Below are 26003 nucleotides of genomic sequence, written 5' to 3'. Positions count from 1 at the left end.
GTAAAGGTAGACCTTCTGCACCTTGGCGTCGGGACGCATCATGACGGGGCTCCACTGGGGAAAACAGGGAGCCCAGCATCCGGGAACGGACAGGTCAGTTGAAGGTGGGGTTTATGGAGCGGTTACCTTGCTCGTGCAGGCGGGCATCGTTGCAGAGCACGCCGCTGCGGATCGCCAGCGCCAGCGGCGGATATTGTTCGGGATCGACCGGCTGGCCATCGAGGCTGCAATCACCCTGGGGCGCGTAGCCGACGCCGCTGACCTCGAAACGCCGTTCGGCGCAGACTACCTGCTGCACGGTCATCTCGTTACGGGTCAGGGTGCCGGTCTTGTCCGAGCAGATCACCGTGACCGAACCCAGGGTTTCCACCGCCGGCAGGCGGCGGATGATGGCGTTGCGCTGGGCCATGCGCTGCACGCCGAGGGCGAGGGTGACGGTCATGATCGCCGGCAGGCCCTCGGGGATCGCCGAGGCGGCCAGGGCTACCGCCATCATGAACATCTCCGCCGCCGGATGGCCGCGCCAGAGCGTGCCGAGCACGAAGGTGGCGGCGCACAGGGCGAGGATGGTCAACGCCAGGATACGACCGAAGCGATCCACCTGGCGCAGCAGCGGCGTGGCGAGCTGGCGGATGCCGCTGAGCATCTGGTTAATCTTGCCCAGCTCGGTGGCGGCGCCGGTGGCGACGACGATACCGCTGGCCTGACCGAACACCACCAGCGTGCCGGAATAGGCCATGCCGTAGCGATCACCCAGGGCTGCACTGTCGGCCACCGGCGCGGTGCCTTTTTCCACCGGCAGCGATTCGCCGGTCAGGGCGGCCTCGTCCACCCGCAATTCCTTCACCGCAACCAGGCGCAGATCGGCCGGGACGCGATCACCGGAGGCCAGCAATACGCGGTCGCCGGGCACCAACTCGGTGGCGTCGATCTGTCGCCGCGTACCGGCGCGGATCACCGTGGCGTGGGTGGAGAGCATGGCGCGAATGGCGTCGAGTGCGGCTTCGGCCTTGCCTTCCTGGATAAAGCCGATGATCGCGTTGATCACCACGGCGCCCAGCAGTACGCCGGTATCGACCCAGTGACCGAGCGCGGCGGTGACCAGTGCGCTGCCAAGCATCACGTAGAGCAGGATATTGTGGAACTGTGCCAGCAGACGCATCAGCGGCCCGCGCGTCTTCGGCGGCGCCAGACGATTTTCGCCGTACACGTCGAGCCGTGCGGTGGCCTCCGCTTCGCTCAGGCCTGCCGCTGCGGATTGCAACCGCCGCTCGACTTCAGCCGCCTCCAGCGTGTGCCAGTCCGGCTGGTTCCGTGCGCTGCTGTTGGCGTCTGAGCGGTCGGTCATCGTGGGTACTCTCTGGTCGCGGTAAGCGGGTCGCAGTCAGGCAGCTGTGTCGAATGCTGGCTGTATCAGCCTAGCCAAGTGGCGCCGGGAAGGTTTGACATCAAACAGGAAAGGGCTGGTTTGCTGATGACAGTGGCCTTTGGGTTTGTAACAAAAATACCTTGCCTGGGATGATGCCTGTGGAAGACTAGGCGGCCCCATTGCGCTGATGCTTGCCCATGCCTGCCCTCGATGACCCCGTGATCGACCGCTTCCTCGATGCCCTCTGGCTGGAAAAGGGGCTGTCGGACAATACCCGCGATGCCTATCGCAGTGACCTGACGCTGTTCAATGGCTGGCTCGACGAGCGCGGTGTGCGGCTGGTCGAGGCGGGCCGCGAGGCGATCCTCGATCATCTCGCCTGGCGCCTGGCCAACGACTACAAGGCGCGCTCGACCGCGCGGCTGCTGTCGGGGCTGCGTGGGTTCTATCGTTTTCTGTTGCGTGAGGGGACGATTGCGGTCGATCCGACCCTGCGCATCGAGATGCCCCATCTTGGCCGCCCATTGCCCAAGGCCTTGTCCGAGGCGGATGTCGAGGCGCTGCTGGCCGCGCCGGATACCGGCGATCCGCTGGGCCTGCGCGACCGCGCCATGCTGGAAGTGCTCTATGCCAGCGGGCTGCGCGTGACCGAGCTGGTCAGCCTCAGGCTCGAACAGATCAACCCGCGCCAGGGCGTGCTGCGCACCTTCGGCAAGGGCAACAAGGAGCGTCTGGTGCCGCTGGGCGACGAGGCCATGCACTGGCTGGAGCGCTACCTGCGCCAGGGGCGCGGATTGCTGCTGGGCGACAAGGCCAGCGACGTGGTGTTTCCCAGCCTGCGCGGCGAGCAGATGACGCGCCAGACCTTCTGGCATCGGATCAAGCTGCACGCCAGGACGGCGGGGATCGCCGCATCGATTTCGCCGCATACGCTGCGCCATGCCTTCGCCACGCACCTGCTCAACCACGGCGCGGACCTGCGCACCGTGCAGCTGCTGCTCGGCCATACCGACCTGTCCACCACGCAGATCTACACGCATATCGCCCGTGCGCGTCTGCAGGAGCTGCATGCGCAGCATCACCCGCGTGGGTGATGGCGCAGGGGCGCGGTGGGAACGGACTGTAGGTCGGATTAGCCGCAGGCGTAATCCGACGCCCCGCAGGCGCAATCCAAGGCTCGCGATGTAACCTTGGCTCCGCTCGTCGGGTCGGTGAAGCGTGACCCGACCTACAAGGCGGGCTCGGCTGTGGCCGTCGATTTCTGGTTTGTCGAGACTGAGCTTTCCCGACGCTGGATGAACTTCCAGTCCGCTTCGTCGATATAGATGCCCGCTGGTCCGCTGCCGCCTTCCAGGTCGATGGCGACGTGCGCCGAGACTTGCGGTTTCACCGAGGCGAGGATCGGTACGAAACCCAGCTGCAGGCTGGTCTCGATCAGCGCCTGCTGATTGCGCTCGTCGATGTCCGCGGCCTCGTCGAGGTAGTAGGGCAGGCGGATGCGCCCGGCCTGCTCGCGGTCCATCAGGTGCAGCAGCAGGTACATGTTGGTCAGCGCCTTGATGGTCATGGTGGTGCCGTTGGATGCGGCGCCATCGATGTCGGTATGGATCACCGGCTGGCCGCCGACCTTAGTGATCTCGAACGCCAGCTCGAACAGGTCCTTCAGCCCCAGCTGGTTGTTGTTCGCCGCCACCAGGCGCGCCAGGTATTCCTTGGCTTCCTCGTTCTTCGCATCCTGCTCGGCGGACTGGGACAGGTCGAACACCGACAGCGTCTCGCCTTCCTCGTACTGGCCGGCGCTGTGGATGATCTGGTCGATGTGCCTGAGCGCATCCTTGTTCGGCGCCAGCACGATGCGGAAGCTCTCCAGGTTCGACACCTGGCGCTTGTTGATCTCGCGGTTGAACAGCGCCAGCTGGTGTTCCAGGCTCTCGTAGTCGCTGCGGATATTGCGCAGCGTGCGGGCGATGTCGGTGACCGCCGCGCGGCGCGCCTTGGCCAGGGTCAGCGCCTCGTCCTGGCGGTGGGCGTAGGCGTTGACCAGGAGTTGCAGGCGGCGCTCGGGATCTTCCTCGCTGTCGAACTTGGCCACGCCCTTCAGGCGCACCTGGGCGTAGAGCGCCTCGATCTGGCCGTCGACGCGCTGCAGCGCCTGCCAGCTGTCCTGGTAGTCGTTGAGCAGCGGCAGCAGGTTGTCCAGGGAATCGTCCACCGGGTCCATGAACGGCGTGCCGAACGGCAGATTGGCTGGCAGCAGCTGGCGCCGGCGCAGGGCGTCTTCCAGGGTGCGTTCCTTGGCTTCCAGATCGGCCAGCTGACGACCGACCAGCTGCAACTTGGCGGAAAACTGCTGCACGCGTTCGGCGAAGGCATCGCTGGTGCGCTTGAGTTCGTCCTGGGCGGCTTCGGCCTGGGCCAGTTGCTCCAGCTTGGCGGGCTCCTCGGCGGCCAGGGTCTGGCTGCGGCGGAAATCCTCCAGCGCCTTCTGCGCATCCAGCACGGCCTGGTACAGCGCCTCGGCCTGGGCCTTGCTGGCGTTACGGTCGACGGCTACCGCGTGCTGGGTCCTGAGCTGCTTGAGTTCGCGTTCCAGGCGATCCTTCTGGTCGCGCAGGGCGGCGCGATCGGCCAGCGCCTGCAGGGCCGGCGGCTCGATCTGCGAGAGGTCGATGGACAGGCCCGGCACGGAAAAGGTGTCGCCCTTGAAGCGATCCAGCACGGCTTCCACGGCTTTGATCCAGTCATCGCCCTCGGCGCTGATGCCTTTGTCGCCTAGCGGAAGGCTGAACAGCTGGCCGTTGAACAGGCGCATCAGGCGATCGACATCGGCCTGGGAGAACTCCTCGCGCAGCCGCGAATAGCTGTTGTTGTCGGCATGGTCGAGCTGCTGCTTCACCGATTTCAGGCGCTTTTCCAGGTCGCGCAGGCGCTCGTCCAGGTCCTCGCTGGAGAACTGCCGGGACTGCGCCAGCGCGCCGGCCAGTTCGTCGTGGGCGTCCTTGGCGGCGAGCAGCTGCTGCTCCAGTACATGGGCGTCCTCGACCAGGGCGAAGCGGTTCTTCAGCACCGCCAGTTCGCCGAGCCAGCGCTGGGCCTCGCTGATTTCGCGCTCCAGACGCATCAGCTCGCCGGTGCTGCCGCGCTGTTCGTTCTGTAGGCCGTCCTGCTCGCGACGGTAGTGCTCGGCCTGGATCACCAGCTCTTCCTTGCGCGCATCGGCATAGTCGTGCCAGGTGCCGAGCAGGTTGTCGAGCAGCGGCGAGAGTCGATGCAGCTTGCCGCGCAGCAGCTCGCGCTGCGCGACGCCGGCGGCCAGCGCCTCGACCAGCGGGCCGGCGGCCACCAGCGCTTGGTAGTCCTGCTCCATGCGGCGCACGTCGCGGAAGGCTTCCTCGGTCGCGGCGATGTAGTCGACGCTGCCCGAGCGCAGGCTGTGCTCGAAGGCGTCGAGGAACAGCTGCTTCAATTTTGCGGCAGTGATTTCGCGCATATGCAGCAGGTTGATAAACAGCGCGCGGAAAGTCTTCAGGCTCTGCTCGCTGGTCGAGCGCAGCGGGATCAGGGTCATGTCCAGCGGGATCGAGGTATGCCCGCCCACCAGCAGCCGGCGCAGTTCGTCCGGCTTAGCCTCGTAGGCCTTGATGCCGGCGCGTTCGAGGTTGGCGAACAGCTCGCGCTGGCGCAGGCAGGTGCCGTTCTGCTGGTAGTGGTCCAGGTCCAGCGAGCCCTGGTAGACGAAGAACTGGTGGCCGAAGCCGCCGCCGGGTCCGCGTCCGGCCACGCCGATCACGTGCGTGCCATGGGGCAGCATCACCTCGACCAGGATGTAGCTGGTGTCCGAGGCGAAGTAGAACTTGCGTGACTGCTCGAGGCTGTACTTGCCGAAGCTCATGTCCGACATGCGCGCCAGGATCGGGAACTGCAGCGCGTTGATCGAGGCGGACTTGCCCAGGTTGTTGGCGCCGTAGACCGACAGCGGGTTTTCCAGTGGGAAGATGCCGAGGCTGTAGCCGGCGGTGTTCAGCAGGGCGAAGCGGCGGATGCCGTAGCGTTCCTGGCTCATGCTTCAAGCTCCTTTTCTGCGGCGATGGCGCGGGCCAGGGCGTCCTCTTCGGATTCCTCGACAAGGGCCTCGCTCGGCTCCTCGATAAGGATGATCTCGTCCTCGCTGTCGTCCTCGGCAATCAGTTCCGGCAGTGGCAGGTCGCTGCTGTGCAGGCTGGCGGCGAGATCGCGGTCCTGCTGCACCGACAGGCAGACGTCGAGGAAGCGGTGCATCGGCGGCAGGAAGCGGTAGACGCCGTTGCTGTCCTCGGCGAAGCCCAGCTGGGTCAGGCGGCGGATGACCTTCTCTTCCAGCTCGTCCTGTGTGGTGACTTCGGCCTGCAGGAACAGGTCGCGGTACTTGTCCAGCAGTGCCGGCAACTCGTCGCGGCCGAGGCTGCCGCCGTCGAGCACGGCGAGCGGGTCGCGGCCCTGATCCGCTAAATGCTCAACGAGGATAAAGGTGAACAGCGCCAGGCGTTGGGCGGTCTTGTTGACCTGCGCGCCCATCTGCTCGGGGACGAAGTAGTAGAAGCCGCGCGGGTCGCAGACCAGCTCGAAACCGAGCGCCTTGAACAGCGCGCGGTACTGATCCTGCAGGTTGGACAGTTGGGCGTAGGGCTCAGGCTCGCTGCGCGACAGGTGGTAGCCCTTGAACAGCTCGCGGAAGATCGGCGCCAGCTGGGTCATTTCCTTGAGGTCGATGTTCATGAACGTGGCTCACAGGCAATCGTAGGGTGGAAAACGGCGAAGCCTTTTCCATCGTGGTGTTTGGATGGGCGAATGGTGGACAAGCTTCGCGTTGTCCACCCTACGTCAGGCTTGGCCGCCAAGGTGGGGGTGGCCGTAGTGCGGTAGGCCGCCCCGTGGAAAACTGCGAAGCATTTTCCACCGGCCCCCGTAGGCCATACGCTTGGCTCAACCATTCGCATTGGCCACCAGCGCGAAGGAGCTGAGGCTGACGCGGTGTTCACGGGTCAGGTACTCGCGGCGTTCCAGGCGGTCGCGCTGGAAGCGGGCGTCGCGCGAGAGGCGCGAGAACCAGTACAGCAGTTCGTCGGTGGCGCCCTCGGGTTCCTGTTCCAGCAGCCAGGCCATCAGGTCCGGCAGCGGCAGCGCCTGCTGGCAGCGCTCGATCATCTCGCGGGCGGTGCGTGGCGCGCGCGGCTGGTCGCCCTTGCGCTTGCTGCCGGCGCGGGGGAACTGCGCCGGCTTCGGCTCGAAGCGCGCCAGCGCATAGACATAGGCTTCGACTTGGCTGGCGGTGCCGAGGAAGGTGCTCTGCGGACGGGTGAACAGCGGCAGCGAGGCCTGCGGCACGGCGTCCAGGCCTTTCTTGCGGATCGCCGACAGCGCCAGAGCGGCGCCGCGGGTCACCGCGTTGTGCCGGCGCGCCTCTTCGCGCAGCGGCAGCAGCAGCTCGCGGGCCTTGCGCAGGGTCAGCTGGGCGGTGGTCTGCATCTCCAGGATGCGCGCGTGGGTGCGCAGCAGCAGGTCGTCGTCCACCAGCTGGCCGAGGCGCTGCTGCTCGCCGAGCAGCTTCATCAGCACCTGTTCGACGCGGTGCACGCCCTGCTCGAAGGCGCCGTCGGCGGAGACCAGCTGGATCATCGGCTCGACGTATTCGTCCCAGGTGGCGAGCACCTCGGCGTAGCGCTGGCGCAGCGGAATCTGCCGGTCGCTGGTCTTGGCCCGGTCGGCCACGGCCACCAGCGCCTGTTCGTCGTTGTCGAGTTTCTTCAGCACGTCGCGCACGCGCATGTCGAGCAGGCGCAGCTGGCGGGCCAGGTCGTTGCCGTCGCGGATTTCGAAGGCGTCGAGGATGTGTCCGGCCAGGCGTTCCAGATGGCGCAGGTAGGCTTCGATTTCCAGGCACAGGCCGAGGCGGTGCTCGCGACGCAGGTAGGCGAGGAAGTCGTGGATCTGCGCGTTCAGCTCGAAGCGGTTGGGGCTCTTGGCCACCGGCACCAGGATGTCCAGGCGAATCCACTGGTCGAGCAGGGCGGTGATATCGGTGGGCGTGCCTTCGGGCAGTTGCGCCGCGAGCTGGTGGCGCAGTTCGACCAGGCTCAGGGTGCCGGCATCGAAGCGTTCGCACAGCGGTTCGAGCAGGGTCCAGTGTTCGGCGAGGGCACGCAGTACGCGCTTGGGTTCGATCATCGAGGCGCTGGTTCCAGCCAGTGAAAAAAGGGCGGATTGTACTGCATCGGCGCGCCGGTATTTGCGATCGGATGAGCGGTTGTCGTTCGTTCGTCCATGGGGCGCGGTAACCGAATTGTCATCAAGACCGGGTTAGCTGCCTGGGCTCGTAGGGCCGAACTTGTTCGGCTTTTGCGGAAGCGGTGGCCGAATGAATTCGGCCCTACAGACCCGCGGCGACGCATTCTGTCGGACGAAATGTGTCGATGGCCTTTCGATATGTGGCGATTGCCGGCAGAATCCGCCCTTTTGCAAATGGGGAGCCGCCGGCTTCCTGTCGGGCGACTCGCATGGGCACCTATAAATGATCAAGACGCCGTACTACCTCATCGACAAGCAGAAGCTGCTGGGCAACCTGGAAAAGATCGCCTATGTGCGCGAACACTCCGGTGCCAAGGCGCTGCTGGCGCTCAAGTGCTTCGCCACCTGGTCGGTGTTCGACCTGATGCAGCAGTACATGGACGGCACCACCTCGTCATCCCTTTATGAGCTGAAGCTGGGCCGGCAGAAGTTCGCCGGCGAAGCCCACGCCTACAGCGTGGCCTGGGCCGACGACGAAATCGAAGAGATGGTCGCCAACTGCGACAAGATCATCTTCAACTCCATCGGCCAGCTGGACCGCTATGCGGCCCAGACCGAGGGCACCATCCGTGGTCTGCGCGTCAATCCGCAGGTGAGCAGCTCCGACTACCTGCTGGCCGATCCGGCGCGCCCGTTCAGCCGCCTGGGCGAGTGGGACCCGGAAAAGATCGAACAGGTGATCGGCAAGATTTCCGGCTTTATGTTCCACAACAACTGCGAGAACGGCAGCTTCGAGCTGTTCGACGGGATGCTGACCCGCATCGAGGAGCGCTTCGGCCACCTGCTGCAGCAGGTCGAGTGGGTCAGCCTGGGTGGCGGCATCCACTTCACAGGCCCGGGCTACCCGATCGATGCCTTCTGCGCGCGGCTCAAGGCTTTCTCCGAGAAGTACGGCGTGCAGGTCTACCTGGAGCCCGGCGAGGCGGCGATCACCCTGAGCGCCTCGCTGGAAGTGACGGTGCTCGACACCCTCTACAACGGCAAGAACCTGGCGGTGGTCGACAGCTCCATCGAAGCGCACATGCTCGATCTGCTGATCTACCGCCTCAACGCCAAGATGGCGCCCAACGACGGCGAGCACACCTGGATGGTGTGCGGCAAATCCTGTCTGGCCGGCGACATCTTCGGCGAGTACCAATTCGATCGTCCGCTGGCCATCGGCGATCGCCTGTCGTTCATCGACGCGGCGGGTTACACCATGGTCAAGAAAAACTGGTTCAACGGCCTGAAAATGCCGTCCATCGTGGTGAAGCAGCTCGACGGCAGTGTCGAGGTGGTTCGTGAATTTACCTTTGATGATTACCTGTCCAGCCTTTCTTGAGGCGGCGGTAGCAAGGAGAGTTAAAAAAATTGAAGAAGAACGTTCTTATCATTGGTGCAGGAGGTGTCGCCAAGGTGGTGGCCCATAAGTGCGCGCAGCACAACGACGAACTTGGTCGTATTGCTATCGCGTCGCGCAACATCTCCAAATGCCAGGCCATCATTGATAGCGTACAGGCCAGGGGCAGCCTCAAACAGCCCGCCGAAATCAGGGCCTACGCCCTCGATGCCCTGGACGTGGAAGCGACAAAGGCGCTGATCCGCGAGACCGAATCGCAGATCGTCATCAACGTCGGCTCCGCCTTCCTCAACATGTCGGTGCTGCGCGCCTGCATGGATACCGGCGCCGCGTATCTGGATACCGCCATTCACGAAGAGCCGGGCAAGATCTGCGAAACCCCGCCTTGGTATGGCAACTACGAATGGAAACACCTGGCCGAGTGCGAGGAGAAGGGCGTGACCGCCATCCTCGGCGTCGGCTTCGATCCGGGTGTGGTCAACGCCTACGCTGCGCTGGCGCAACAGAAGTACTTCGACAAGATCGAGTCGATCGACATCCTCGACGTCAATGCCGGTTCCCACGGCAAGTACTTCGCCACCAACTTCGACCCGGAAATCAACTTCCGCGAATTTACCGGTCAGGTCTACAGCTGGCAGAACGCCCAGTGGACGACCAACAGGATGTTCGAGGTCAAACGCACCGACGACCTGCCCGTGGTCGGCGAGCAGAGCCTTTACCTGACCGGTCATGACGAGGTGCACTCGCTGTCCAAGCACCTCGACGTGCCGAACATCCGCTTCTGGATGAGCTTCGGCGAGCACTACATCAACGTTTTCACCGTGCTGAAGAACCTCGGCCTGCTTTCCGAGCAGCCGGTCAAGACCGCCGAAGGCCTGGAAGTGGTGCCGCTCAAGGTGGTCAAGGCCGTGCTGCCCGACCCCGCCTCGCTGGCGCCGGGCTACACCGGCAAGACCTGCATCGGCGACCTGGTAAAAGGCACGAAAGACGGTAAGCAGACCGAGCTGTTCATCTACAACGTGGCCGACCACGAAGAAGCCTACGCCGAGACCGACAGCCAGGGTATTTCCTACACCGCCGGCGTACCGCCGGTCGCCGCCGCGCTGCTGGTGGCGCGTGGCGAGTGGGATGCGCAGCGCATGGTCAACGTCGAGCAGTTGCCGGCTGAGCCCTTCCTCGCGCTGCTCGATGTGATGGGCCTGCCCACCCGGATCAAGGATGAGCACGGCGACCGGGCCTGGGACGAAAAAGCCGATTAAAAGCGCTGGAAGGCTAGAGGCTGGACGAAAAGGTGGGGGTACGCTCTGTCCAGCCTCCAGCCTCCAGCCTCCAGCCTCCAGCCTCCAGCCTCCAGCCTCCAGCCTCCAGCCTCCACTGCTCCTTCCCGCCCGCCGCGTTTCACGCGACAATCGCCCACATAAGCGCCGCCCCCACGAAGGGCACCTATCTGCGGTAGCCGTGAGGACTCCCCCTATGAGCAGCAACGATCGCGTCATCATCTTCGACACCACCCTGCGCGACGGCGAGCAGAGCCCCGGCGCGTCCATGACCGGCGAGGAGAAGCTGCGTATCGCCCGCGCCCTGGAGCGGCTGAAGGTGGACGTGATCGAGGCGGGCTTCGCTATCGCCAGCCCCGGCGACTTCGCCGCGGTGAAGCTGGTGGCCGACAACATCAAGGACAGTACCGTGTGCAGCCTGGCGCGCGCGGTGGACGCCGACATCGAGCGCGCCGCCGAGGCGCTGGCCGGAGCCAATTCCGGGCGTATCCACACCTTCATCGCCACCAGCCCGATCCATATGCAGTACAAGCTGCGCATGCAGCCGGAGCAGGTGGTCGAGCAGGCCGTGCGCGCGGTGAAGAAGGCACGCAGCCTGTGCGCCGACGTCGAGTTCTCCTGTGAGGATGCCGGTCGTTCGGAGATCGATTTCCTTTGCCGCATCATCGAGGCGGCCATCGACGCCGGGGCGCGTACCATCAATATTCCCGATACCGTCGGCTACGCGATTCCGCACCAGTACGCCGATACCATCCGCCAGTTGCTCGAACGCATCCCCAACGCCGACAAGGCGGTGTTCTCGGTGCACTGCCACAACGACCTGGGCCTGGCGGTGGCCAATTCGCTGGCGGCGGTGGTCGCCGGTGCGCGGCAGGTGGAATGCACCATCAACGGCCTCGGCGAGCGGGCCGGCAACGCCGCGCTGGAAGAGATCGTCATGGCGATCAAGACCCGCCAGGACCTGCTCGGCGTGCACACTCGCATCGAAACGGAAAACATCCTCGCCGCCTCGCGTCTGGTCTCCGGTATCACCGGCTTCCCGGTTCAGCCGAACAAGGCCATCGTCGGTGCCAACGCCTTCGCCCACGAGTCGGGCATCCACCAGGACGGCGTGCTCAAGCACCGCGAGACCTACGAGATCATGTCCGCGCAGTCGGTCGGCTGGAACGCCAACAAGATGGTCATGGGCAAGCATTCCGGTCGCGCCGCGTTCCGCTCGCGCCTGGAGGAGCTGGGCATCGTGCTGGAAGGCGACGAGCTGAACGCCGCCTTCGGCCGCTTCAAGGAACTGGCCGACAAGAAGCACGAAATCTTCGACGAAGACCTGCAGGCGCTGGTCTCCGACACCCTGGCCGACGAGGCACCGGAGCATTACAAGCTGGCCAGCCTGGAAGTGGCAAGCAAGACCGGCGTGGTGCCGCAGGCGCAGCTGGTGCTGAGCATCGATGGCGCCGAACGTAGCGCGACCGCCCAGGGCTCCGGGCCGGTGGACGCCACCTTCAAGGCCATCGAGACCATCGCCGATTCGGGCGCCACCCTGCAGCTGTATTCGGTCAATGCCATCACCCAGGGCACCGATTCCCAGGGCGAGGTGACCGTGCGGCTGGAGAAGGGCGGGCGCATCGTCAACGGCAATGGCGCCGACACCGATATTGTCGTCGCTTCGGCCAAGGCCTATCTCAACGCGCTGAACCTGATGCAGGTCGGCGCCAAAGCTCATCCACAGGTGGAAGGCGTTTGATCAGCGAAACCCGGCGTCGAGCCTATCTCGACGCCATGCAGGTGGCCGTCTGGCTGCCGCGTACCGAGCTGCCCTTCGCTGCACCATCGCGGCTGGAATTGCTGCTGCCGCAAGCCGAGCCGGAAAACGTTTGCGAGCCGGCAGACCCTGACGAGACCGTAGAGGCCTCGCCGGCACAGGTTCCGGTAGTGGCTCCTGCCGCACGATCCGAAGTGCCGCGACCCCGTATCGCCATGCCGGAGCCGAAGAAGCCCGAGCCGGTCGCGGTCCCGGAGATACCGGCGGAGCAGCAAAAGCCTATCGCGCCGCCGCCACGCTTCGCCCTGCAGCTGCTGCGCGCCGGCAGCGTGCTGTTGCTGGTCGAGTTGCCCACGGGCGAATCCTTCCAGAGCCGCGATCCGGCCTACATCCTGCTCAAGGATCTGCTGCGCGCCGCGCGCCTGCCGGACAAGCCGCAGCAGGTCGGCGACGGCGAGCCGATCCGCTGGCCGCTGCTGCAGGGCGGCAATCTCGATCAGGGTGCCGACGCCGCGCGCGATTATGTGCAAGGCGTGATGGCTGCCGAGCTGGAAGAGATGGGTTGTGACTGCATCTGGCTGATCGGCCAGCCGGCGCTGCGCCATGCCGGCGAAGTGGATGAAGATGCCTGCTACCGCGAGGTGGCCATCGAAGGCCTCGGCCACGCGCTGGCCATGCCTGGTCTGGAGCATCTGATGGAGCAGCCGGCTGCCAAGGCCGAACTGTGGAAGGCCCTGCGCCGCAGCATGCCACGCTGGAAGATAGGTTCATGAGTGATGCCGTCAGCTTCCGCCCGATGACCGCGGGGGATATCGATAACGTATTGAAGATCGAATACGCCGCCTTCAGCCATCCCTGGACACGCGGCATTTTCACCGATGCCTTGTCGGCCTACGAATGCTGGGTCATGTTCGAGGGCGAGCAGCAGGTCGGCCATGGCGTGATCAACGTGATCATCGACGAGGCGCACCTGCTCAATATCACCGTCAAGCCGCAAAGCCAGGGACACGGGTTGGGCCTGCGTCTGCTGGAACATCTGATGACGCGGGCCTACGAGCGCGGTGGGCGCGAATGCTTTCTCGAAGTTCGCGCCAGCAACGGCTCGGCTTATCGTCTCTACGAGCGCTACGGCTTCAACGAAGTGGGCCGGCGCCGGGACTATTACCCGGCAGCGGAAGGGCGCGAGGATGCGCTGGTGATGGCCTGTACCTTGCTGGATTGATTCGGTCCGGAGTACGCCTTCGGAAACCCGGATTACGCCTTCGGCTAATCCAGGCTACGGCCTACAGGTTTTTCATGATCCGACCGGTTTGTCCCGTCCGGAGTCCAGCGGTGCGTCGCCTTCCAGCTCGTCGTCGGAGAGGATGTCCTGGTCCTCTTCCAGCAGGCTGTCGTCATCTTGCAGCACCGCGTTGCCGCTGCTGACGCCGGTGTCCGGGTCGCCATCGGCGGGGCCGTCCCAGGGCTTTCCATCGAGCGGGTCGCGACGCGCCTGCTCGGCTTCGTCCAGACCTACGTCGGCGCCGATCTGGTGTTCCGATACCACGCTCAAGTCCTGATCGGCGGGGCCTCCGTGGCCGCGCTCGCGGGATGAACGGGCACCATCGTCGGGAATCTGCGTTTCGGGTGTCAGGTCATCCATGGTGGCGCCGCTATCGGGCACTTCGCCCGCAGTCATCCCAGCTTCGGCGACGCGCTCCGGCGGGAATTCGTCTTCCACCTCCTCGCGTGGCACTTCGTCGCCGATGCGGCCCTTGCGCTCGTCCCGGCGCTGGTCGAAGTCGAGTTGCTCCATGGAGCCCATGCGGTCTTCGGTATCGTCGATTTCCGTGGGCGTATAGGGCTTGCGATCGTTCATGGCAATGTCCTGCGTGAATGGCCAGTCTTGCTGGTTGTGACTGAAGGCTCGGACGAAGATTCCACCTTGCCGCTGGCCGGTTCGGTTTGTCGTACGGGCCAGCGAACCACCTTGGTCGATCCGGAGTCTAGGGAACATGGACAAACAAAACGATCGGCCCGAAACAGACGTCCGGCGCTGTGCTTTTTTCTTCGATGTGGACGGAACGCTGGCGCACATACAGCCCCGTCCCGAACTCGTATTCATCCCGCCCCGCGTGCTGGCGGCGCTGGAACAGCTGCATGCCGGCGACATTCCCGTGGCGGTCATTTCCGGACGACCGCTGAGCCAGCTCGACGCGCTGCTCGCGCCACTGCGGCTGCCGGCGGCGGGCATCCATGGTGCCGAACGGCGCACTGCCGATGGCCGGCTGCAGCAACTGGCCCTCGATGTCGAGGTTTTCCATGACATCGAGCAGGCGCTTGTTCGTGCCTGTGTCGAGCATCCCGGCCTGAGGCTGGAAAACAAGGGCGTCGCCTTTGCCCTGCATTTTCGCCTGGCGCCCGAGCTGGAAGAGACGGCGCGTGCCCTTGCCGAGGCTTTTGTCGAGCGTTACGGCGAGGTGCTGGCGCTGCAGCCAGGCAAATGCGTGTTCGAGCTCAAACCGCGCGGCGCCAGCAAGGGCGAAGTGATCCATGCATTCATGCAGGAGGCGCCCTTTCTCGGACGATTCCCGGTATTCGTGGGTGATGACAGGACCGACGAGGCCGGTTTCGAAGTCGTCAACCAACTGGGCGGACTGAGCATCAAGGTGGGTGGTGGCGAGACTTTGGCCACGCAACGACTGGATTCGGTGGACGCTGTCGGTGCCTGGCTTGGCACGCTGCTCGACGGGCTGGACGATCTGCCGGAAAACAACAATAAAACAGACCGAAGCGAGAGCGCCCCATGAGCCGACTGATAGTGGTTTCCAACCGGGTGGCGCCGATCAAGGCGGGCAAGGTCGCCGCCGGCGGGCTTGCGGTAGGTGTGTACGATGCGCTGCGTCAGACCGGCGGTATCTGGTTTGGCTGGAGCGGAGAAGTCAGCAGCACGCCGCAGACCAATACCGAGATCATCGGCAATATCACCTACGTTACCCTGGGCCTGACCCGGCAGGATTATGACCAGTATTACCGCGGCTTCTCCAACGCCACGCTCTGGCCGATCTTTCATTACCGCATCGATCTGGCCCGCTACAATCGCCAGGAATACAATGGCTATCGGCGGGTCAACGCCATGCTGGCGGCAAAGCTCAAACCGCTGCTAAAACCCGACGACATCATCTGGATCCACGACTACCACCTGATCCCCTTTGCCGAAGAGTGTCGCCGGCTGGGTATTCGCAACCGCATCGGTTTCTTCCTGCATATCCCCTTTCCGCCACCGGAAATTCTCACCGTCATCCCGCCGCACAACGAGCTGCTGAAGACGCTTTGCTTTTACGATCTTATCGGTTTCCAGACCGAAACCGATCGTCTGGCCTTCCAGGACTACATGACCCGGGAAGTGCGTGGCGTCCTCGAAACCGACGGCAGCCTGACCGCTTATGGGCAGAATTTCCGTGCCGGGGTCTATCCCATCGGCGTGGTGCCGGATGAAATCCGCGACCTTGCAGAATCCAGCAAGGGCCGTCGGCGGCCCATGCGGCGCATCACGGATATCGCCCGTAAAAAAATCATCAGCGTGGATCGGTTGGATTACTCCAAGGGCCTGGTGGAACGTTTCAAAGCTTATGAAGCCTTTCTCGATCACTTTCCGGAGCATCGCCGGGGGGTCGAATTCATTCAGATCGCGCCTACCTCGCGCTCTGACGTCAAGACCTACCAGAACATCCGCAAGCAACTGGAAAGCGAAGCGGGGCATATCAACGGTCGGCTGTCGGACCTCGACTGGACGCCCCTGCATTACCTCAACAAAAGTCATGATCGGCGGGTTCTGATGGGGCTTTTTCGCGATGCCGATATCGGCTTCGTCACGCCGTTGCGCGACGGTATGAACCTCGTCGCCAAGGAATACGTGGCCTCACAGGATCCCGAAGACCCAGGCGTGCTGGTGCTGTCGCGCTTCGCCGGGGCTGCCCGTGAGCTGACCTCTGCACTGATCGTCAATCCCTATGACTGTATCGGCATGGCCGAAGCCCTCGACCGCGCCCTGCGCATGCCGCTCGCGGAACGCAAGGACCGCTACGAGCACATGATGCGCATCATCCGCATCGCTGACCTAGACGCCTGGCGCGACACTTTCCTGCGTGACCTGCGGGCCTTTTCATCCCGCCCCAGAGCGCAGACGCAGGCGAGCCCGTTGTTCAATGTCTGATCAGGCTTTCCCCGTTTCGGCAAAGCAGGGTGTGACGTCGCGCGCAAGGCGCTTGTCAAAACGCCGACCGGTTCGTAACGTGCGTGTCGGAATGAAAGGGCAGGGCAGTCAATGAGCGACGATCTTCAACAATTATTCGAAAACAACGCGCGCTGGGCCGAGGCCATTACCGAAGAGGATCCGACCTTCTTCAGCAAGCTGGCCAAGCAGCAGGAGCCCGAATACCTCTGGATCGGCTGCTCCGACGCGAGAGTGCCAGCCAACGAGATCGTCGGCATGTTGCCTGGCGACCTCTTCGTCCATCGCAACGTCGCCAACGTCGTGCTGCACACCGACCTCAATTGCCTGTCGGTGATCCAGTACGCGGTCGACGTGCTCAAGGTCAAGCACATCCTGGTCACCGGCCACTACGGCTGCGGCGGTGTGCGCGCCTCCATGCGTGACGACCAGCTGGGCCTGATCGACGGCTGGCTGCGTACCATCCGTGACCTCTACTACGAGCACCGCGACCACATCGCCAGCTTCCCCACCGAGGAAGCCCAGGTCGACCGCATGTGCGAGCTCAACGTCATCCAGCAGGTCGCCAATGTCAGCCACACCAGCATCGTCCAGAACGCCTGGCACCGTGGCCAGCCGCTGGCCGTGCATGGCTGCATCTACGGCATCAAGGATGGCATCTGGAAAAACCTCAACGTGACCATCAGCAGCCCGGAACAATTGCCGCCGCAATACCGTCTCCGTCCGCGTCGCCCAGCCTGATGACCGAAAGTCGCACATGGGCCTTCGCCGGCCTGCTGCTCGCCGTGCTGTGCTGGAGTGGCAACGCGCTGGTGGCGCGCGCCTTCCATGAAGAGATCCCGCCGCTGAGTCTGTCGTTCTGGCGCTGGTCGCTGGCGACCTGCCTCCTGTTGCCCTTCGTGGTGCGTTCGATCTGGACTCATCGCCAGACCCTGCGTGCCGCCGGCTGGCGTCTGCCCATCGTCGCGGCGCTCGGCATCGCCAGCTACAACACGTTGCTGTATTCCGCCGCGCAAAGCACCGAAGCCATCAACCTCACGCTGCTCAACACCTGCATGCCGCTGTTTGCCTTTCTTGGCGCCGGCCTGCTGCTGGGCGAATGGCCGGCACGCCGCGCCTGGTTCGGCATGGCGATTGCCGCAGCGGGCCTGCTCTACCTGATCAGCCGAGGCAGCTGGACAGCCTTCGTCAGCCTGTCGTTCCAGAAAGGCGACCTGCTGATGCTCGTGGCGGTGCTGGCCTGGACCCTCTACACCCTGCTGCTGCGGCGTTGGGCAAGGTTTCTGCTGGTGCCGGCGTTGACGCTGCTGGGCGTGCTGATGCTGATCGGTGTGCCGCTGATCACACCCTTCTACCTCTACGAGTACAGCCAGGTCGGCGGTTTCGCACCCACTCCCGGCAATCTTGCCGCCGTCGCCTACACCGCCATCTTCGCCTCGCTGGTGGCCTATCTGGCCTGGAACCATGGCGTGCGCGTCATCGGCGCCCCGAAGGCCGCCATGACCACCTACCTGATGCCCGTCTTCACCGCGATCATCGGCTGGCTGGTGCTGGGCGAAGGCTTGCAGACCTTCCACTGGATCGGCGGCGGGCTGATCTTTAGCGGGCTGCTGCTGGCGACCCGCAGCGCGACGGGCGAGGCGGCGCGCTGAGAGCGACTCGTCTCGCTCGCCGTCAGCGCTTGCTGTTATCGCACACCATATGTCCCTTCATGGCCTCCTGCTTGACGATGAACTCGCCCAGCAGCGGGCGGCTTTGCAGATAGTGCTCGGTGGTCTTGTGGTGCGCGAAGGCCGCTTCGTCGCGGTACAGCTCGTAGAGATAGACGAGATCGGGATCAGCCAGATCCTGGATGACGTCGAATACCAGGCAATCCGGTTCGTTCTGTACCGAGGCGGCGGCGTTGATGCGCATCGTCTCCATGAACCGGTCGAACGAGCCTGGCGCGAGTTGGGTTTTCAGGATGAGACAGTACATGAGCGCTCCGTTTTGTTTTAAGGTAGATGCTCGATTGTATACAGGGGATAACAAGATGCCACAGCGTCCCGGTCGCCTTAACGGCCTGCGCCATCTGGCGCTCACCGTACCGAATCTCGAAGAGTGCGAGCGTTTCTACGTCGATGTGCTGGGTATGGAGGTGCTCAACCGAGCCAGCAAGGACCTCGTCTACCTGACGTGCGGCAACGACAACCTGTCCCTGGGCCGCGCCTCGGAAAAAAGCAGCGGCGTCCAGGCGATGGACCATTACGGCTTCATCGTCGACACCCTGGAAGAACTGCACGCCTGGTACGAATACCTGAAGGCCCAAGGCGTCACCATGCTCGACCGCCCCTTCGCCCACCGCGACGGCGCCCACAGCTTTCATGTGCTCGACCCCGCGGGGAATACCGTGCAGCCGCTTTATCATCCGGCGGTGTCGGGGCAGCGGTTTAGTTGATATGACAGCTGCAAGCGGGTACGGCGTTAGGTCGAGTGGCCATTGGATTTGAAAATCCAAAGCTATCGATCCGGCATCGAAGCCGATTCGGATAGTTTGCGGGACACGCCTTGCGCCATCGCGGCGGCGGCTGAATGGAGAGCCCGGCGGGCAACGTTGCAAGTCTTAATGAACAGCTGAAACGGGCGAAAGTAGGGCTTCCTGACGTCTGCCTTCGGCCCAGGCTGTGTAAAAACGCTGGCATCGACCTTGCTGTGATTTGATGGATTCAAATCAGTGGGGGATGCCGATGAAGCGTTTTATCCAGGGAGAGCATCGAGGCCAAAGTGTGTTGCTTCCCGAGAGCCTGGATGACTACGTGGCGGACACCAACCCGGTGCGTGTGGTCGATGTGTTCGTCGATGAACTCGATCTTGGTCAACTCGGTTTCGAGGGCGTTGTCCCCGCAGAAACTGGTAGGCCTGCTTACCATCCTGCCGTCCTGCTGAAGATCTACATCTACGGCTATCTCAATCGCATCCAGTCCAGTCGCCGCCTTGAGCGAGAGGCCCAGCGCAACGTCGAGCTGATGTGGTTGACCGGGCGCCTGATGCCGGACTTCAAGACCATTGCCAACTTCCGCAAGGATAACGGTAAGGCCATCCGCGGCGTTTGTCGGCAGTTTGTCGTGCTGTGCCAGCAGCTCGGTCTGTTCGCCGAAGCGCTGGTGGCTATCGACGGTAGCAAGTTCAAGGCGGTCAACAATCGTGATCGCAACTTCACCAGTGCCAAGTTGCAACGGGGGATAGAGGAAATCGAATCCAGCATCAGCCGCTACCTCACCGCCCTGGACACTGCCGATCGGCAGGAACCTGTCGTGGCACAAGCCAAGGCCGAGCGACTGCACAGCAAGATCGCGGCGTTAAAAGTGAAGATGCAGGAACTCCAGGCCATCGAGATCCAGCTTCAGACCGCCCCAGACAAGCAGATTTCACTGACCGATCCTGATGCACGCTCGATGATGACGTGCGGCACCGGGATGGTCGGTTACAACGTCCAGGCTGCGGTCGATACGAAGCATCACCTGATCGTGACGCACGAAGTCACCAACGACGGCGTCGACCGTGATCAACTGAGTAGCATGGCCATGCAGGCGCGGGAAGCGATGGGCGTGGAAGCGCTCTCGGTGGAGGCTATTTCAAGAGCGAGGAAATCCTCGCCTGCCACGAAGCTGGCATCACTGCTTTCGTGCCCAAGATTCTGACTTCGGGAGCGACAGCGGCTGGCCGCTTTGGCAAAGGTGACTTCATCTATGACGCGGCAAGGAACGAGTATCGTTGCCCGGCAGGGCAAAGCCTGATCTGGCGCTTCTCACACGTCGAGAAAGGGCTAAAACTGCACCGTTACTGGAGCTCGAACTGCCAAAGGTGTGCGCTGAAAGATCAGTGCACACCGAGCGCACAGCGCCGGGTGAGTCGCTGGGAGCATGAGTCGGTGCTCGATGCGATGCAGACTCGTCTGGATCAGGCACCGGAGATGATGCGCATCCGCCGTCAGACGGTGGAGCATCCATTCGGCACGTTGAAGGCCTGGATGGGCGCTACTCATTTCCTCACCCGAACGCTCGACCGGGTGAGCACGGAAATTAGCCTGCATGTGCTCGCCTACAACTTCAAACGGGTGCTGAATCTGCTGGGCAATGGCGCGCTGATGGCTGCGATGAGGGTCTGAAACCCCATTGGCAGATCGTTGAACTCATCGCCAAGCATCGCAGATACACACTTGCCCGAATTGGCTGAATACATCGGATCGACACACCAAGAGCCCGTAGGGCCTCTGGGCGCCGCTAAAACAATCCAATATCCAGCTATCCATCGCCCGCTGCGTTTTTACACGGCCTGGGCCATAAGCAGCCGGTCAGACATCAGCATCCAAACCTGCGAGAACGGACAGTAGGTTCAACGCTATCGGTAGTATTCCAACCGTCATTTTTATTGACACCCCGAACCCCTCCCCAGTAATGTCCGCCTCCCTCCTTTCCGGCCACCTCTGCCGTGAACCGCCCAGGCGTTAACTCGCGAAGCGGTCATACAAGTTGCCGACACTTTTACGGTCGCTATCTACTAGCGCGCCTCATTTCCGGTATTAAGTGTAAAGGATGATTCTATGATCATTCGTCAGGCTATTAACGCCGACCATCCGCTGCTGCTCAACATTTGGCAGCGCTCCGTTCGCGCCACTCATCACTTCCTGCAAGAATCCGTTATCGAGGAATTGCTTCCTCAGCTCCGTGATAACTACCTGCCCGCTGTTGAATTATGGGTTGCGGTGGATACGAAGGACTCGCCGTTAGGCTTTATTGGGCTCAATGAAAACCACGTAGAGATGCTCTTCATCGAGCCTGATCTGCGAGGGAAAGGTATTGGCCGCGCGCTATTGGATCATGCCCGAAGCTCGCGCAAACAGATGAGTGTTGACGTGAATGAGCAGAACCCCGAAGCGGTAGGGTTCTATTTACATTACGGGTTTGTTCAAACAGGTCGCTCTCCGCTTGATGGCGAGGGTCGCCCCTTCCCCTTGCTTCACCTGAGCTTGCCCGTCTAGGACAGTAATCGTGAATCGCTCCTAAGCTCTGCTTCGGGGCGATTCCAAATCCCAGCTCAGGCATCAAGCTTGAAATCTTTTGTTGGTCTTCCAGATGAGACGGCGTCCATTGATGCGGTAGCAATTACCTCATCTCACCTGCTCGTTGTGTCGACAGCCGTTTCATAATGGTTTGTTGCTTTTGGCTCAAGCTTACGTTGACGAGCTTCCTGTTACGAATGTTCCTGAGTGACCGCTTCTGCCGATAATGACGCTATTCAACTTCTCTGCCTGTAATTTCTGAGCATAAAGAACACGAAGACTCCCAGAAGTCCCATCATTGCCGAGGACGTCATCAGCAACATTGCATGCGTCACCGAGAAGGCTTCTTTAGCAGCCTCAATCAGGGCTGCGCTTTGGGGCTTCGTCAGGCTTTGAGCGACGACGTAGCTATCACCAATCGAGCTTGCTGCACGCTCTGCCAGTGGTTGCGCAAGATCGGCTGGTAGCGAGATGGTGCGGCTGAATATGCTGGACATAAATACACCGAAAAAGGTGATTCCGAGGCCGGTGCCGAGTTCGTATGCGGTGGCTTCCAGCGAGCCCGTCGCCGCGCCCTCGCTGGCCTCGACCGAGCCCATGATGGCGATGGACGAGGCTGTCAGGCCGATGCTGAGGGTCAGGCCCAGCAAAGCCAACATTGCCGGCACCCAAAAGCCAGGCGTGTGGAAATCTGCCAGGGCCAGGAATGCCAAGGCCACCGCCGACAACCCCAGGGATGCACTGGCCACCAGACGCAGGCCGCAGAGGTTGGACAGGTAGCCCGCTACCGGGCCACCGATGGCAGCCGCAACCATGATCGGGATCATAAAGATACCGGCCTGCAACGGTGTTCTGTCCAGCACGTATTGCAGCTCCTGTGCCAGCGTCAGCTCGACGCCGGCCAGGGCGCCGCTCGCCACCGTCGCCATGATTATCCCGGCCAGGATTGCCGGGCGCGAGAACAGTGACAGGTCGAGCATCGGCGTCGCCGAGCGCAGTTGCATGCGCGCGAAAATACTGAGCAGGCCAAGCCCCAGCAGCGCCACTGCCACTGCCATGACCATAGCCAGCGGCTGTGTGGCGCCGACGGCGGCCTTGATGCCGTATACCAACGCCAGCATGCCGGCGATCAGCAACAGGGCCTGGCCCAGTGCCCAGGTGCCAGACGTGGTTTCTTCGCTACGCGGCAGCAGGAGGAACACCAGCGGCCCGACCACCAGCATGATCGGCACGTTGATCAGAAAGGCCGAGCCCCACCAGAAGTGCTCCAGCAGCGCCCCGCCGATCAGCGGGCCGACCGCCGCACCAGCAGCGCCGACCGTGCCCCACAGGCCCAGAGCCATGGCGCGTTCATTTTCGTCCTCGAAGGTGCGGCGGATGATGCCCAGCACGCAGGGCAGGATCATCGAACCGCCTAGGGCCAGCAGCACCCGTGCGCCAATGAGCAGGGCAGGATTCGGCGCGAAGGCGGCCAGCAGCGAGGCGATACCGAACACCGTCAGGCCAATGAGCAGTACGCGGCGGTTACCGACACGGTCGGCCAGGGTGCCCATGGGTACCAGCAGGCCCGCCATCAACAGTGGGTAGATATCGATGATCCACAACACTTCGGTGGCCGAGGCGCCGAGCGCCAGGGTCAGCGAGGGCACGGCAATGTGCAGGATAGTCATATCAATGACTACTGGCAGGAAAGCCAGCATGACGGCCAGCAGGATCAGCCAGCGACGAGGGGTGACGGCACGCATGGATGTGCTCATTGAAAAAGGGGCAGGCCTATTATCCTCCGCCAAGGCCGCCTTTGCTGAAGCGTTGGAGCCCTATCATCCACGATGCTTGCTCGCGGTTTGAAGGCCGTGAAAAGAAGCTGAGCCGCAGCCATCTTCCCTGGTCTGGACTTCTTCAGGTGCCTTGTGGCTACGGAGCTTCGAGACTTGCGCTCGCCACCGGGTAACCGATTGGAGCCGTTGCAGGGCAACCGGGCCGGGCAACATAGCATCAGGATCAATGACCAGTGGCGGATCTGCTTTGTTTGGACAGACGCAGGCCCCACGCAAGTCGAAATCGTCGACTACCACTGAGGAGGTGGCTACATGGCAATTAACGGCATGCGCCCCGTTCACCCTGGTGAAGTGTTGCGCGAAGAGTTTCTGGAGCCTCTGGGGATTACTCCTGCTGCGCTTGCGCGTGCACTGCACGTATCGGCACCGACCATCAATGACATTGTGCGCGAGCGTCGTGGAGTGACTGCTGATACGGCTATCCGGCTGGGTCGCTACTTCGATACATCTGCCCAGTTCTGGATGAACCTGCAGTCCGACTACGCATTGGCGACAACCTATGCGGCAAGCGGCGAAGAGATCGAGCATGCAATCGAGCCGCTTCGAGTGGTTGGCTGACGGCGTGGACATGGTGTAGTCACTCCGTAGTCATCGGCCCAAAACAAAAAGGGCCTACCTTTCGGTAAGCCCTTGTTTTGTTTGGTGGCTACGCAGGGACTTGAACCCCGGACCCCAGCATTATGAATGCTATGCTCTAACCAACTGAGCTACGTAGCCAAGTGGCGCGCATTATTCTCGTCGGGCGGTTGTGTGTCAAGCTTTTGGCCGCGCTTTTTCTGCCTGCTTTTTCAAACGCTTATGCCGCTGTCAGGTCGCCGTGAGAGCTGGATGTTGCGGCTGGCCGGGGATATTCAGGGTGACCAGCAGGCCGTCTGGCTGGTTGTTGAATTTCAGTTCACAGCCACAGCGTTCGACGATGGCCTGTACGATTGCAAGCCCCAGTCCGCTGCCTCCATGGGCCGATTGTCGCCAGAAACGTCGGGTGGCCTGGGGTAGCTGTTCGGCTGACAGGCCAGGCCCCTGATCCTTGACCTGAAAGCTGACATGGCCAGCCTGGCGCAGCACGCTGAGCCTGACCGGTGCATCCGTGCCGCTGTGGCACAGGGCGTTGTCCAGCAGGTTGCGCAGCGCCGTGATGGCCAGCAGTGGAGGAATATTCAGGGTGGCTTGTGCGATCTCGGGTGTCAGCAGCAACTCGATGGCCTGCCCAGTGTCCTCGATGGCCTGCCGAGCGATTTGCTCGGCGTTGTACTGCTGACCATCCTCGAATGACAGGCTGCCTTCCACTCGTGCCAGCAGGAGCAGTTGTTCCAGGGTGTGTTGCAGCCGGTCCGCGCCTTTTTCGGCCTGGACCAGGGCTTGGCGCGCAGTCTCGCCTTCGGTGATGTGGGCGACCTGCAGGTGCGTCTTGATGACGGTTAGCGGGCTGCGCAATTCGTGGGCGACATCGTTGGTCAGCTGGCGCTCGCGCTCCACGGCCTGGGCGATGCGCTCGAACAGCTGGTTCTGGGTTTCGACCAGTGGGCGTAGTTCGCTGGGCAGCGTCTGTGCGGGCAGCGGCGACAGGGCACCGGCATTGCGTCGGGTCAGTGCCTCGCTGATCTGCCGGAGCGGGGCCAGGCCGTGGCCGATGCCCAGCCAGAGCACCAGCAGGCTGCCCAGCAAGGCCAGCGCTACCGGAGTTGCCGCGCTGAGCCAGATGGCGTTTTCCAGGGTGGTGCGTTCGTCGAGGCGGTCGGCAGTGGTGATGCGCAGTCCGTCGTGCTCCAGGGTGAAGCTGCGCCAGGGCAAGCCTTCGATGAGCTGCGTGCGAAAGCCGGGCTGATTGGCGTCGAGGGTCCTGTCGGCTGTGGCGTGACTGCGGGCCAGTACCTGCCCACGCAGTGAGCTGATCTGGCAGGTCAGGCCGTTGGGAATGCCAAGCTGTTCGGCACTCAGCGGTTGCTGGAAGTCATCGGCGACGGAGGCGGATGGCAGTTGCGCCATCATCCCGGCGACCATCCTGGCCGAAGCGGCCAGGCGCTGGTCGAGCGCCTGCATCATCTGATTGTGCAGGTCGTAGAGCATCCAGGTCGCAGTCAGCCCCCATAGCAGCACAAAGGCCAGGCTGAGATTCAGCGTCAGGCGCAGACGCAGGCTCATGCGCGCGATCGTCCCGATGAGGTAGCCGCCCCCAGTCGATAGCCCAGCCCGCGGATGGTTTCGACGATGTCACTGCCAAGCTTGCGGCGCAGGTTGTGGATGTGCACGTTCAGGGCGTTGCTTTCGACATCACCGTCCATGCCGTAGATGGCGTCCTTGAGCTGTTCAGCGCTGAGGATTCTGCCGGGATTGTGCAGCAGGCTTTGCAGCAGCGCCTGTTCGCGCCGGGAGAGAACGATGGGCTGGTCTTCGAGCCAGGCCTGTTGCTCGGTGGGGTCATATTTCAGTAGGCCATGCTCGATCAGGTTGCTGCTGCGGCCATTGGCGCGACGCAGCAGGGAGTGCAGCCGCGCCGCCAGTTCGCGTAGATCGAAGGGTTTGAGCAGGTAATCGTCGCCACCGGCCTGCAGGCCCGTGACCCGCTCGTTGACCGCATCGCGGGCGGTGAGGATCAGCACCGGCAACTGCATGCCACGCCGGCGCAGACGTTGCAGCAGGCTGAGACCATCTTCATCGGGCAGCCCCAGATCGAGCACGAGAATGTCGAAGTGGGTCGAGCGCAACATGCTCTCGGTGCCGGCGGCAGTCAGGCTGTGGCTGACAACCAGCCCCAGCGCCTGGAGCCCGGCGATGATGCCGCTGGCAATCAGCGGGTCGTCTTCAGCAAGCAGAACGTGCATGAGCGGTCCGAAATCAAGAGG

General features: G+C 63.0%; 21 protein-coding genes, 1 tRNA gene and 3 pseudogenes. 15 read left to right on the top strand and 10 right to left on the bottom strand.

The features are described from left to right. Positions 1-127: 127 nt before the first annotated feature. Positions 128-1348: pseudogene (locus G7020_RS12710) on the bottom strand (cation-translocating P-type ATPase); the annotation flags it as partial. Between the two features lie 218 nt (positions 1349-1566). On the opposite strand from G7020_RS12710, the gene xerD reads away from it, so the two are divergent. Further along, complete coding sequence (xerD, locus tag G7020_RS12705) at positions 1567-2463, top strand: site-specific tyrosine recombinase XerD (RefSeq protein WP_181084923.1); 897 nt, start codon at positions 1567-1569, stop codon at positions 2461-2463. A 134-nt stretch (positions 2464-2597) separates the two neighbouring features. On the opposite strand, the gene mksF is transcribed toward xerD, so the two are convergent. The 3 genes from mksF to mksB form a co-directional block, all read right to left on the bottom strand. Beyond that, positions 2598-5432, bottom strand: coding sequence for an Mks condensin complex protein MksF (gene mksF / locus G7020_RS12700; RefSeq protein ID WP_181084921.1), 2835 nt, complete (start codon positions 5430-5432; stop codon positions 2598-2600). After that, positions 5429-6124, bottom strand: coding sequence for an Mks condensin complex protein MksE (mksE, locus tag G7020_RS12695; RefSeq protein ID WP_181084919.1), 696 nt, complete (start codon positions 6122-6124; stop codon positions 5429-5431). Before mksE ends, mksF begins: the two co-directional genes overlap by 4 nt. Positions 6125-6331: 207 nt before the next feature. Continuing rightward, a complete protein-coding gene (mksB, locus tag G7020_RS12690) occupies positions 6332-7573 on the bottom strand; it encodes an Mks condensin complex protein MksB (RefSeq protein WP_181084917.1) in 1242 nt (413 codons plus the stop codon). Between the two features lie 343 nt (positions 7574-7916). Here mksB and G7020_RS12685 point away from each other — a divergent pair, with 343 nt between their 5' ends. The 5 genes from G7020_RS12685 (at position 7917) to rimI (ending at position 13290) form a co-directional block, all read left to right on the top strand. Next, entirely contained in the window at positions 7917-9014 is a 1098-nt protein-coding gene (locus tag G7020_RS12685) for a carboxynorspermidine decarboxylase (RefSeq protein WP_181084915.1), read from the top strand. A gap of 29 nt (positions 9015-9043) precedes the next feature. After that, positions 9044-10291 carry a saccharopine dehydrogenase family protein gene (locus tag G7020_RS12680; RefSeq protein WP_181084913.1) on the top strand — a complete coding sequence of 416 codons (1248 nt, stop codon included), beginning with the start codon at positions 9044-9046 and terminating at the stop codon, positions 10289-10291. 214 nt (positions 10292-10505) lie between these two features. Next, positions 10506-12050, top strand: a complete 1545-nt coding sequence (locus G7020_RS12675) for a 2-isopropylmalate synthase (RefSeq protein WP_181084911.1) — start codon at positions 10506-10508, stop codon at positions 12048-12050. Continuing rightward, the gene (locus G7020_RS12670) at positions 12047-12841 is read left to right on the top strand and encodes an energy transducer TonB (protein ID WP_181084909.1); all 795 of its coding nucleotides are present in this window, start codon (positions 12047-12049) and stop codon (positions 12839-12841) included. Before G7020_RS12675 ends, G7020_RS12670 begins: the two co-directional genes overlap by 4 nt. Further along, complete coding sequence (gene rimI / locus G7020_RS12665; protein WP_181084908.1) at positions 12838-13290, top strand: ribosomal protein S18-alanine N-acetyltransferase; 453 nt, start codon at positions 12838-12840, stop codon at positions 13288-13290. Before G7020_RS12670 ends, rimI begins: the two co-directional genes overlap by 4 nt. Before the next feature lie 72 nt (positions 13291-13362). Here the strand turns inward: rimI and G7020_RS12660 are convergent, their stop codons facing one another. Then, the gene (locus G7020_RS12660; RefSeq protein WP_181084907.1) at positions 13363-13926 is read right to left on the bottom strand and encodes a hypothetical protein; all 564 of its coding nucleotides are present in this window, start codon (positions 13924-13926) and stop codon (positions 13363-13365) included. A 136-nt stretch (positions 13927-14062) separates the two neighbouring features. On the opposite strand from G7020_RS12660, the gene otsB reads away from it, so the two are divergent. From otsB to G7020_RS12640, 4 genes are all read left to right on the top strand, one after another. Further along, on the top strand, positions 14063-14857 hold the full coding sequence (gene otsB / locus G7020_RS12655; protein ID WP_181084906.1) for a trehalose-phosphatase: 795 nt from the start codon (positions 14063-14065) through the stop codon (positions 14855-14857). Beyond that, entirely contained in the window at positions 14854-16263 is a 1410-nt protein-coding gene (gene otsA, locus G7020_RS12650) for an alpha,alpha-trehalose-phosphate synthase (UDP-forming) (RefSeq protein WP_181084905.1), read from the top strand. Before otsB ends, otsA begins: the two co-directional genes overlap by 4 nt. Before the next feature lie 111 nt (positions 16264-16374). Then, positions 16375-17022, top strand: coding sequence for a carbonate dehydratase (gene can / locus G7020_RS12645; protein ID WP_181084904.1), 648 nt, complete (start codon positions 16375-16377; stop codon positions 17020-17022). Further along, positions 17022-17933: a DMT family transporter gene (locus G7020_RS12640; protein WP_181084903.1), complete on the top strand. Its 912-nt coding sequence runs from the start codon at positions 17022-17024 to the stop codon at positions 17931-17933. The genes can and G7020_RS12640 overlap by 1 nt, the downstream gene beginning before the upstream one ends. A 22-nt stretch (positions 17934-17955) precedes the next feature. On the opposite strand, the gene G7020_RS12635 is transcribed toward G7020_RS12640, so the two are convergent. After that, positions 17956-18258, bottom strand: coding sequence for a putative quinol monooxygenase (locus G7020_RS12635; RefSeq protein ID WP_181084902.1), 303 nt, complete (start codon positions 18256-18258; stop codon positions 17956-17958). Between the two features lie 55 nt (positions 18259-18313). On the opposite strand from G7020_RS12635, the gene G7020_RS12630 reads away from it, so the two are divergent. From G7020_RS12630 to G7020_RS12620, 3 genes and pseudogenes are all read left to right on the top strand, one after another. Further along, positions 18314-18718 (top strand): VOC family protein, encoded by a 405-nt coding sequence (locus G7020_RS12630; protein WP_181084901.1) that lies wholly within the window; start codon positions 18314-18316, stop codon positions 18716-18718. 289 nt (positions 18719-19007) lie between these two features. Next, positions 19008-20428, top strand: a pseudogene (locus G7020_RS12625) (IS1182 family transposase). Between the two features lie 435 nt (positions 20429-20863). Continuing rightward, positions 20864-21301: an acetyltransferase gene (locus G7020_RS12620; RefSeq protein WP_181084900.1), complete on the top strand. Its 438-nt coding sequence runs from the start codon at positions 20864-20866 to the stop codon at positions 21299-21301. Between the two features lie 257 nt (positions 21302-21558). Here the strand turns inward: G7020_RS12620 and G7020_RS12615 are convergent, their stop codons facing one another. After that, on the bottom strand, positions 21559-23067 hold the full coding sequence (locus tag G7020_RS12615; RefSeq protein ID WP_181084899.1) for an MFS transporter: 1509 nt from the start codon (positions 23065-23067) through the stop codon (positions 21559-21561). A gap of 168 nt (positions 23068-23235) precedes the next feature. Between G7020_RS12615 and G7020_RS12610 the strand changes: the two are divergent. Beyond that, positions 23236-23400, top strand: a pseudogene (locus G7020_RS12610) (type II toxin-antitoxin system RelE/ParE family toxin); the annotation flags it as partial. Between the two features lie 12 nt (positions 23401-23412). Continuing rightward, positions 23413-23718: a HigA family addiction module antitoxin gene (locus G7020_RS12605; RefSeq protein ID WP_181084897.1), complete on the top strand. Its 306-nt coding sequence runs from the start codon at positions 23413-23415 to the stop codon at positions 23716-23718. 82 nt (positions 23719-23800) lie between these two features. On the opposite strand, the gene G7020_RS12600 is transcribed toward G7020_RS12605, so the two are convergent. The 3 genes from G7020_RS12600 to G7020_RS12590 all read right to left on the bottom strand — a co-directional run bounded on the left by G7020_RS12600 (position 23801) and on the right by G7020_RS12590 (position 25982). Continuing rightward, positions 23801-23877 (bottom strand) — tRNA-Met (locus G7020_RS12600). 90 nt (positions 23878-23967) lie between these two features. After that, entirely contained in the window at positions 23968-25302 is a 1335-nt protein-coding gene (locus G7020_RS12595; RefSeq protein ID WP_181084896.1) for an ATP-binding protein, read from the bottom strand. Beyond that, on the bottom strand, positions 25299-25982 hold the full coding sequence (locus G7020_RS12590) for a response regulator (RefSeq protein WP_181084895.1): 684 nt from the start codon (positions 25980-25982) through the stop codon (positions 25299-25301). Before G7020_RS12590 ends, G7020_RS12595 begins: the two co-directional genes overlap by 4 nt. Positions 25983-26003 lie beyond the last annotated feature (21 nt).

This window comes from Stutzerimonas stutzeri, from assembly GCF_013522825.1.
Taxonomy (GTDB): Bacteria; Pseudomonadota; Gammaproteobacteria; order Pseudomonadales; family Pseudomonadaceae; genus Stutzerimonas; species Stutzerimonas stutzeri_AK.
Note: the sequence above shows the minus strand (reverse complement) of the source record. Positions and strands in the feature narration are given on the sequence as shown.

Bases quoted from the DNA above. Each gene is read 5' to 3' on its own strand.
- xerD (WP_181084923.1), top strand. From the start codon at position 1,567: ATGCCTGCCCTCGATGACCCCGTGATCGACCGCTTCCTCGATGCCCTC.
- mksF (WP_181084921.1), bottom strand. From the start codon at position 5,432: ATGAGCCAGGAACGCTACGGCATCCGCCGCTTCGCCCTGCTGAACACC.
- mksE (WP_181084919.1), bottom strand. From the start codon at position 6,124: ATGAACATCGACCTCAAGGAAATGACCCAGCTGGCGCCGATCTTCCGC.
- mksB (WP_181084917.1), bottom strand. From the start codon at position 7,573: ATGATCGAACCCAAGCGCGTACTGCGTGCCCTCGCCGAACACTGGACC.
- G7020_RS12685 (WP_181084915.1), top strand. From the start codon at position 7,917: ATGATCAAGACGCCGTACTACCTCATCGACAAGCAGAAGCTGCTGGGC.
- G7020_RS12675 (WP_181084911.1), top strand. From the start codon at position 10,506: ATGAGCAGCAACGATCGCGTCATCATCTTCGACACCACCCTGCGCGAC.
- rimI (WP_181084908.1), top strand. From the start codon at position 12,838: ATGAGTGATGCCGTCAGCTTCCGCCCGATGACCGCGGGGGATATCGAT.
- G7020_RS12660 (WP_181084907.1), bottom strand. From the start codon at position 13,926: ATGAACGATCGCAAGCCCTATACGCCCACGGAAATCGACGATACCGAA.
- otsB (WP_181084906.1), top strand. From the start codon at position 14,063: ATGGACAAACAAAACGATCGGCCCGAAACAGACGTCCGGCGCTGTGCT.
- otsA (WP_181084905.1), top strand. From the start codon at position 14,854: ATGAGCCGACTGATAGTGGTTTCCAACCGGGTGGCGCCGATCAAGGCG.
- can (WP_181084904.1), top strand. From the start codon at position 16,375: ATGAGCGACGATCTTCAACAATTATTCGAAAACAACGCGCGCTGGGCC.
- G7020_RS12640 (WP_181084903.1), top strand. From the start codon at position 17,022: ATGACCGAAAGTCGCACATGGGCCTTCGCCGGCCTGCTGCTCGCCGTG.
- G7020_RS12635 (WP_181084902.1), bottom strand. From the start codon at position 18,258: ATGTACTGTCTCATCCTGAAAACCCAACTCGCGCCAGGCTCGTTCGAC.
- G7020_RS12630 (WP_181084901.1), top strand. From the start codon at position 18,314: ATGCCACAGCGTCCCGGTCGCCTTAACGGCCTGCGCCATCTGGCGCTC.
- G7020_RS12620 (WP_181084900.1), top strand. From the start codon at position 20,864: ATGATCATTCGTCAGGCTATTAACGCCGACCATCCGCTGCTGCTCAAC.
- G7020_RS12615 (WP_181084899.1), bottom strand. From the start codon at position 23,067: ATGCGTGCCGTCACCCCTCGTCGCTGGCTGATCCTGCTGGCCGTCATG.
- G7020_RS12605 (WP_181084897.1), top strand. From the start codon at position 23,413: ATGGCAATTAACGGCATGCGCCCCGTTCACCCTGGTGAAGTGTTGCGC.
- G7020_RS12595 (WP_181084896.1), bottom strand. From the start codon at position 25,302: ATGAGCCTGCGTCTGCGCCTGACGCTGAATCTCAGCCTGGCCTTTGTG.
- G7020_RS12590 (WP_181084895.1), bottom strand. From the start codon at position 25,982: ATGCACGTTCTGCTTGCTGAAGACGACCCGCTGATTGCCAGCGGCATC.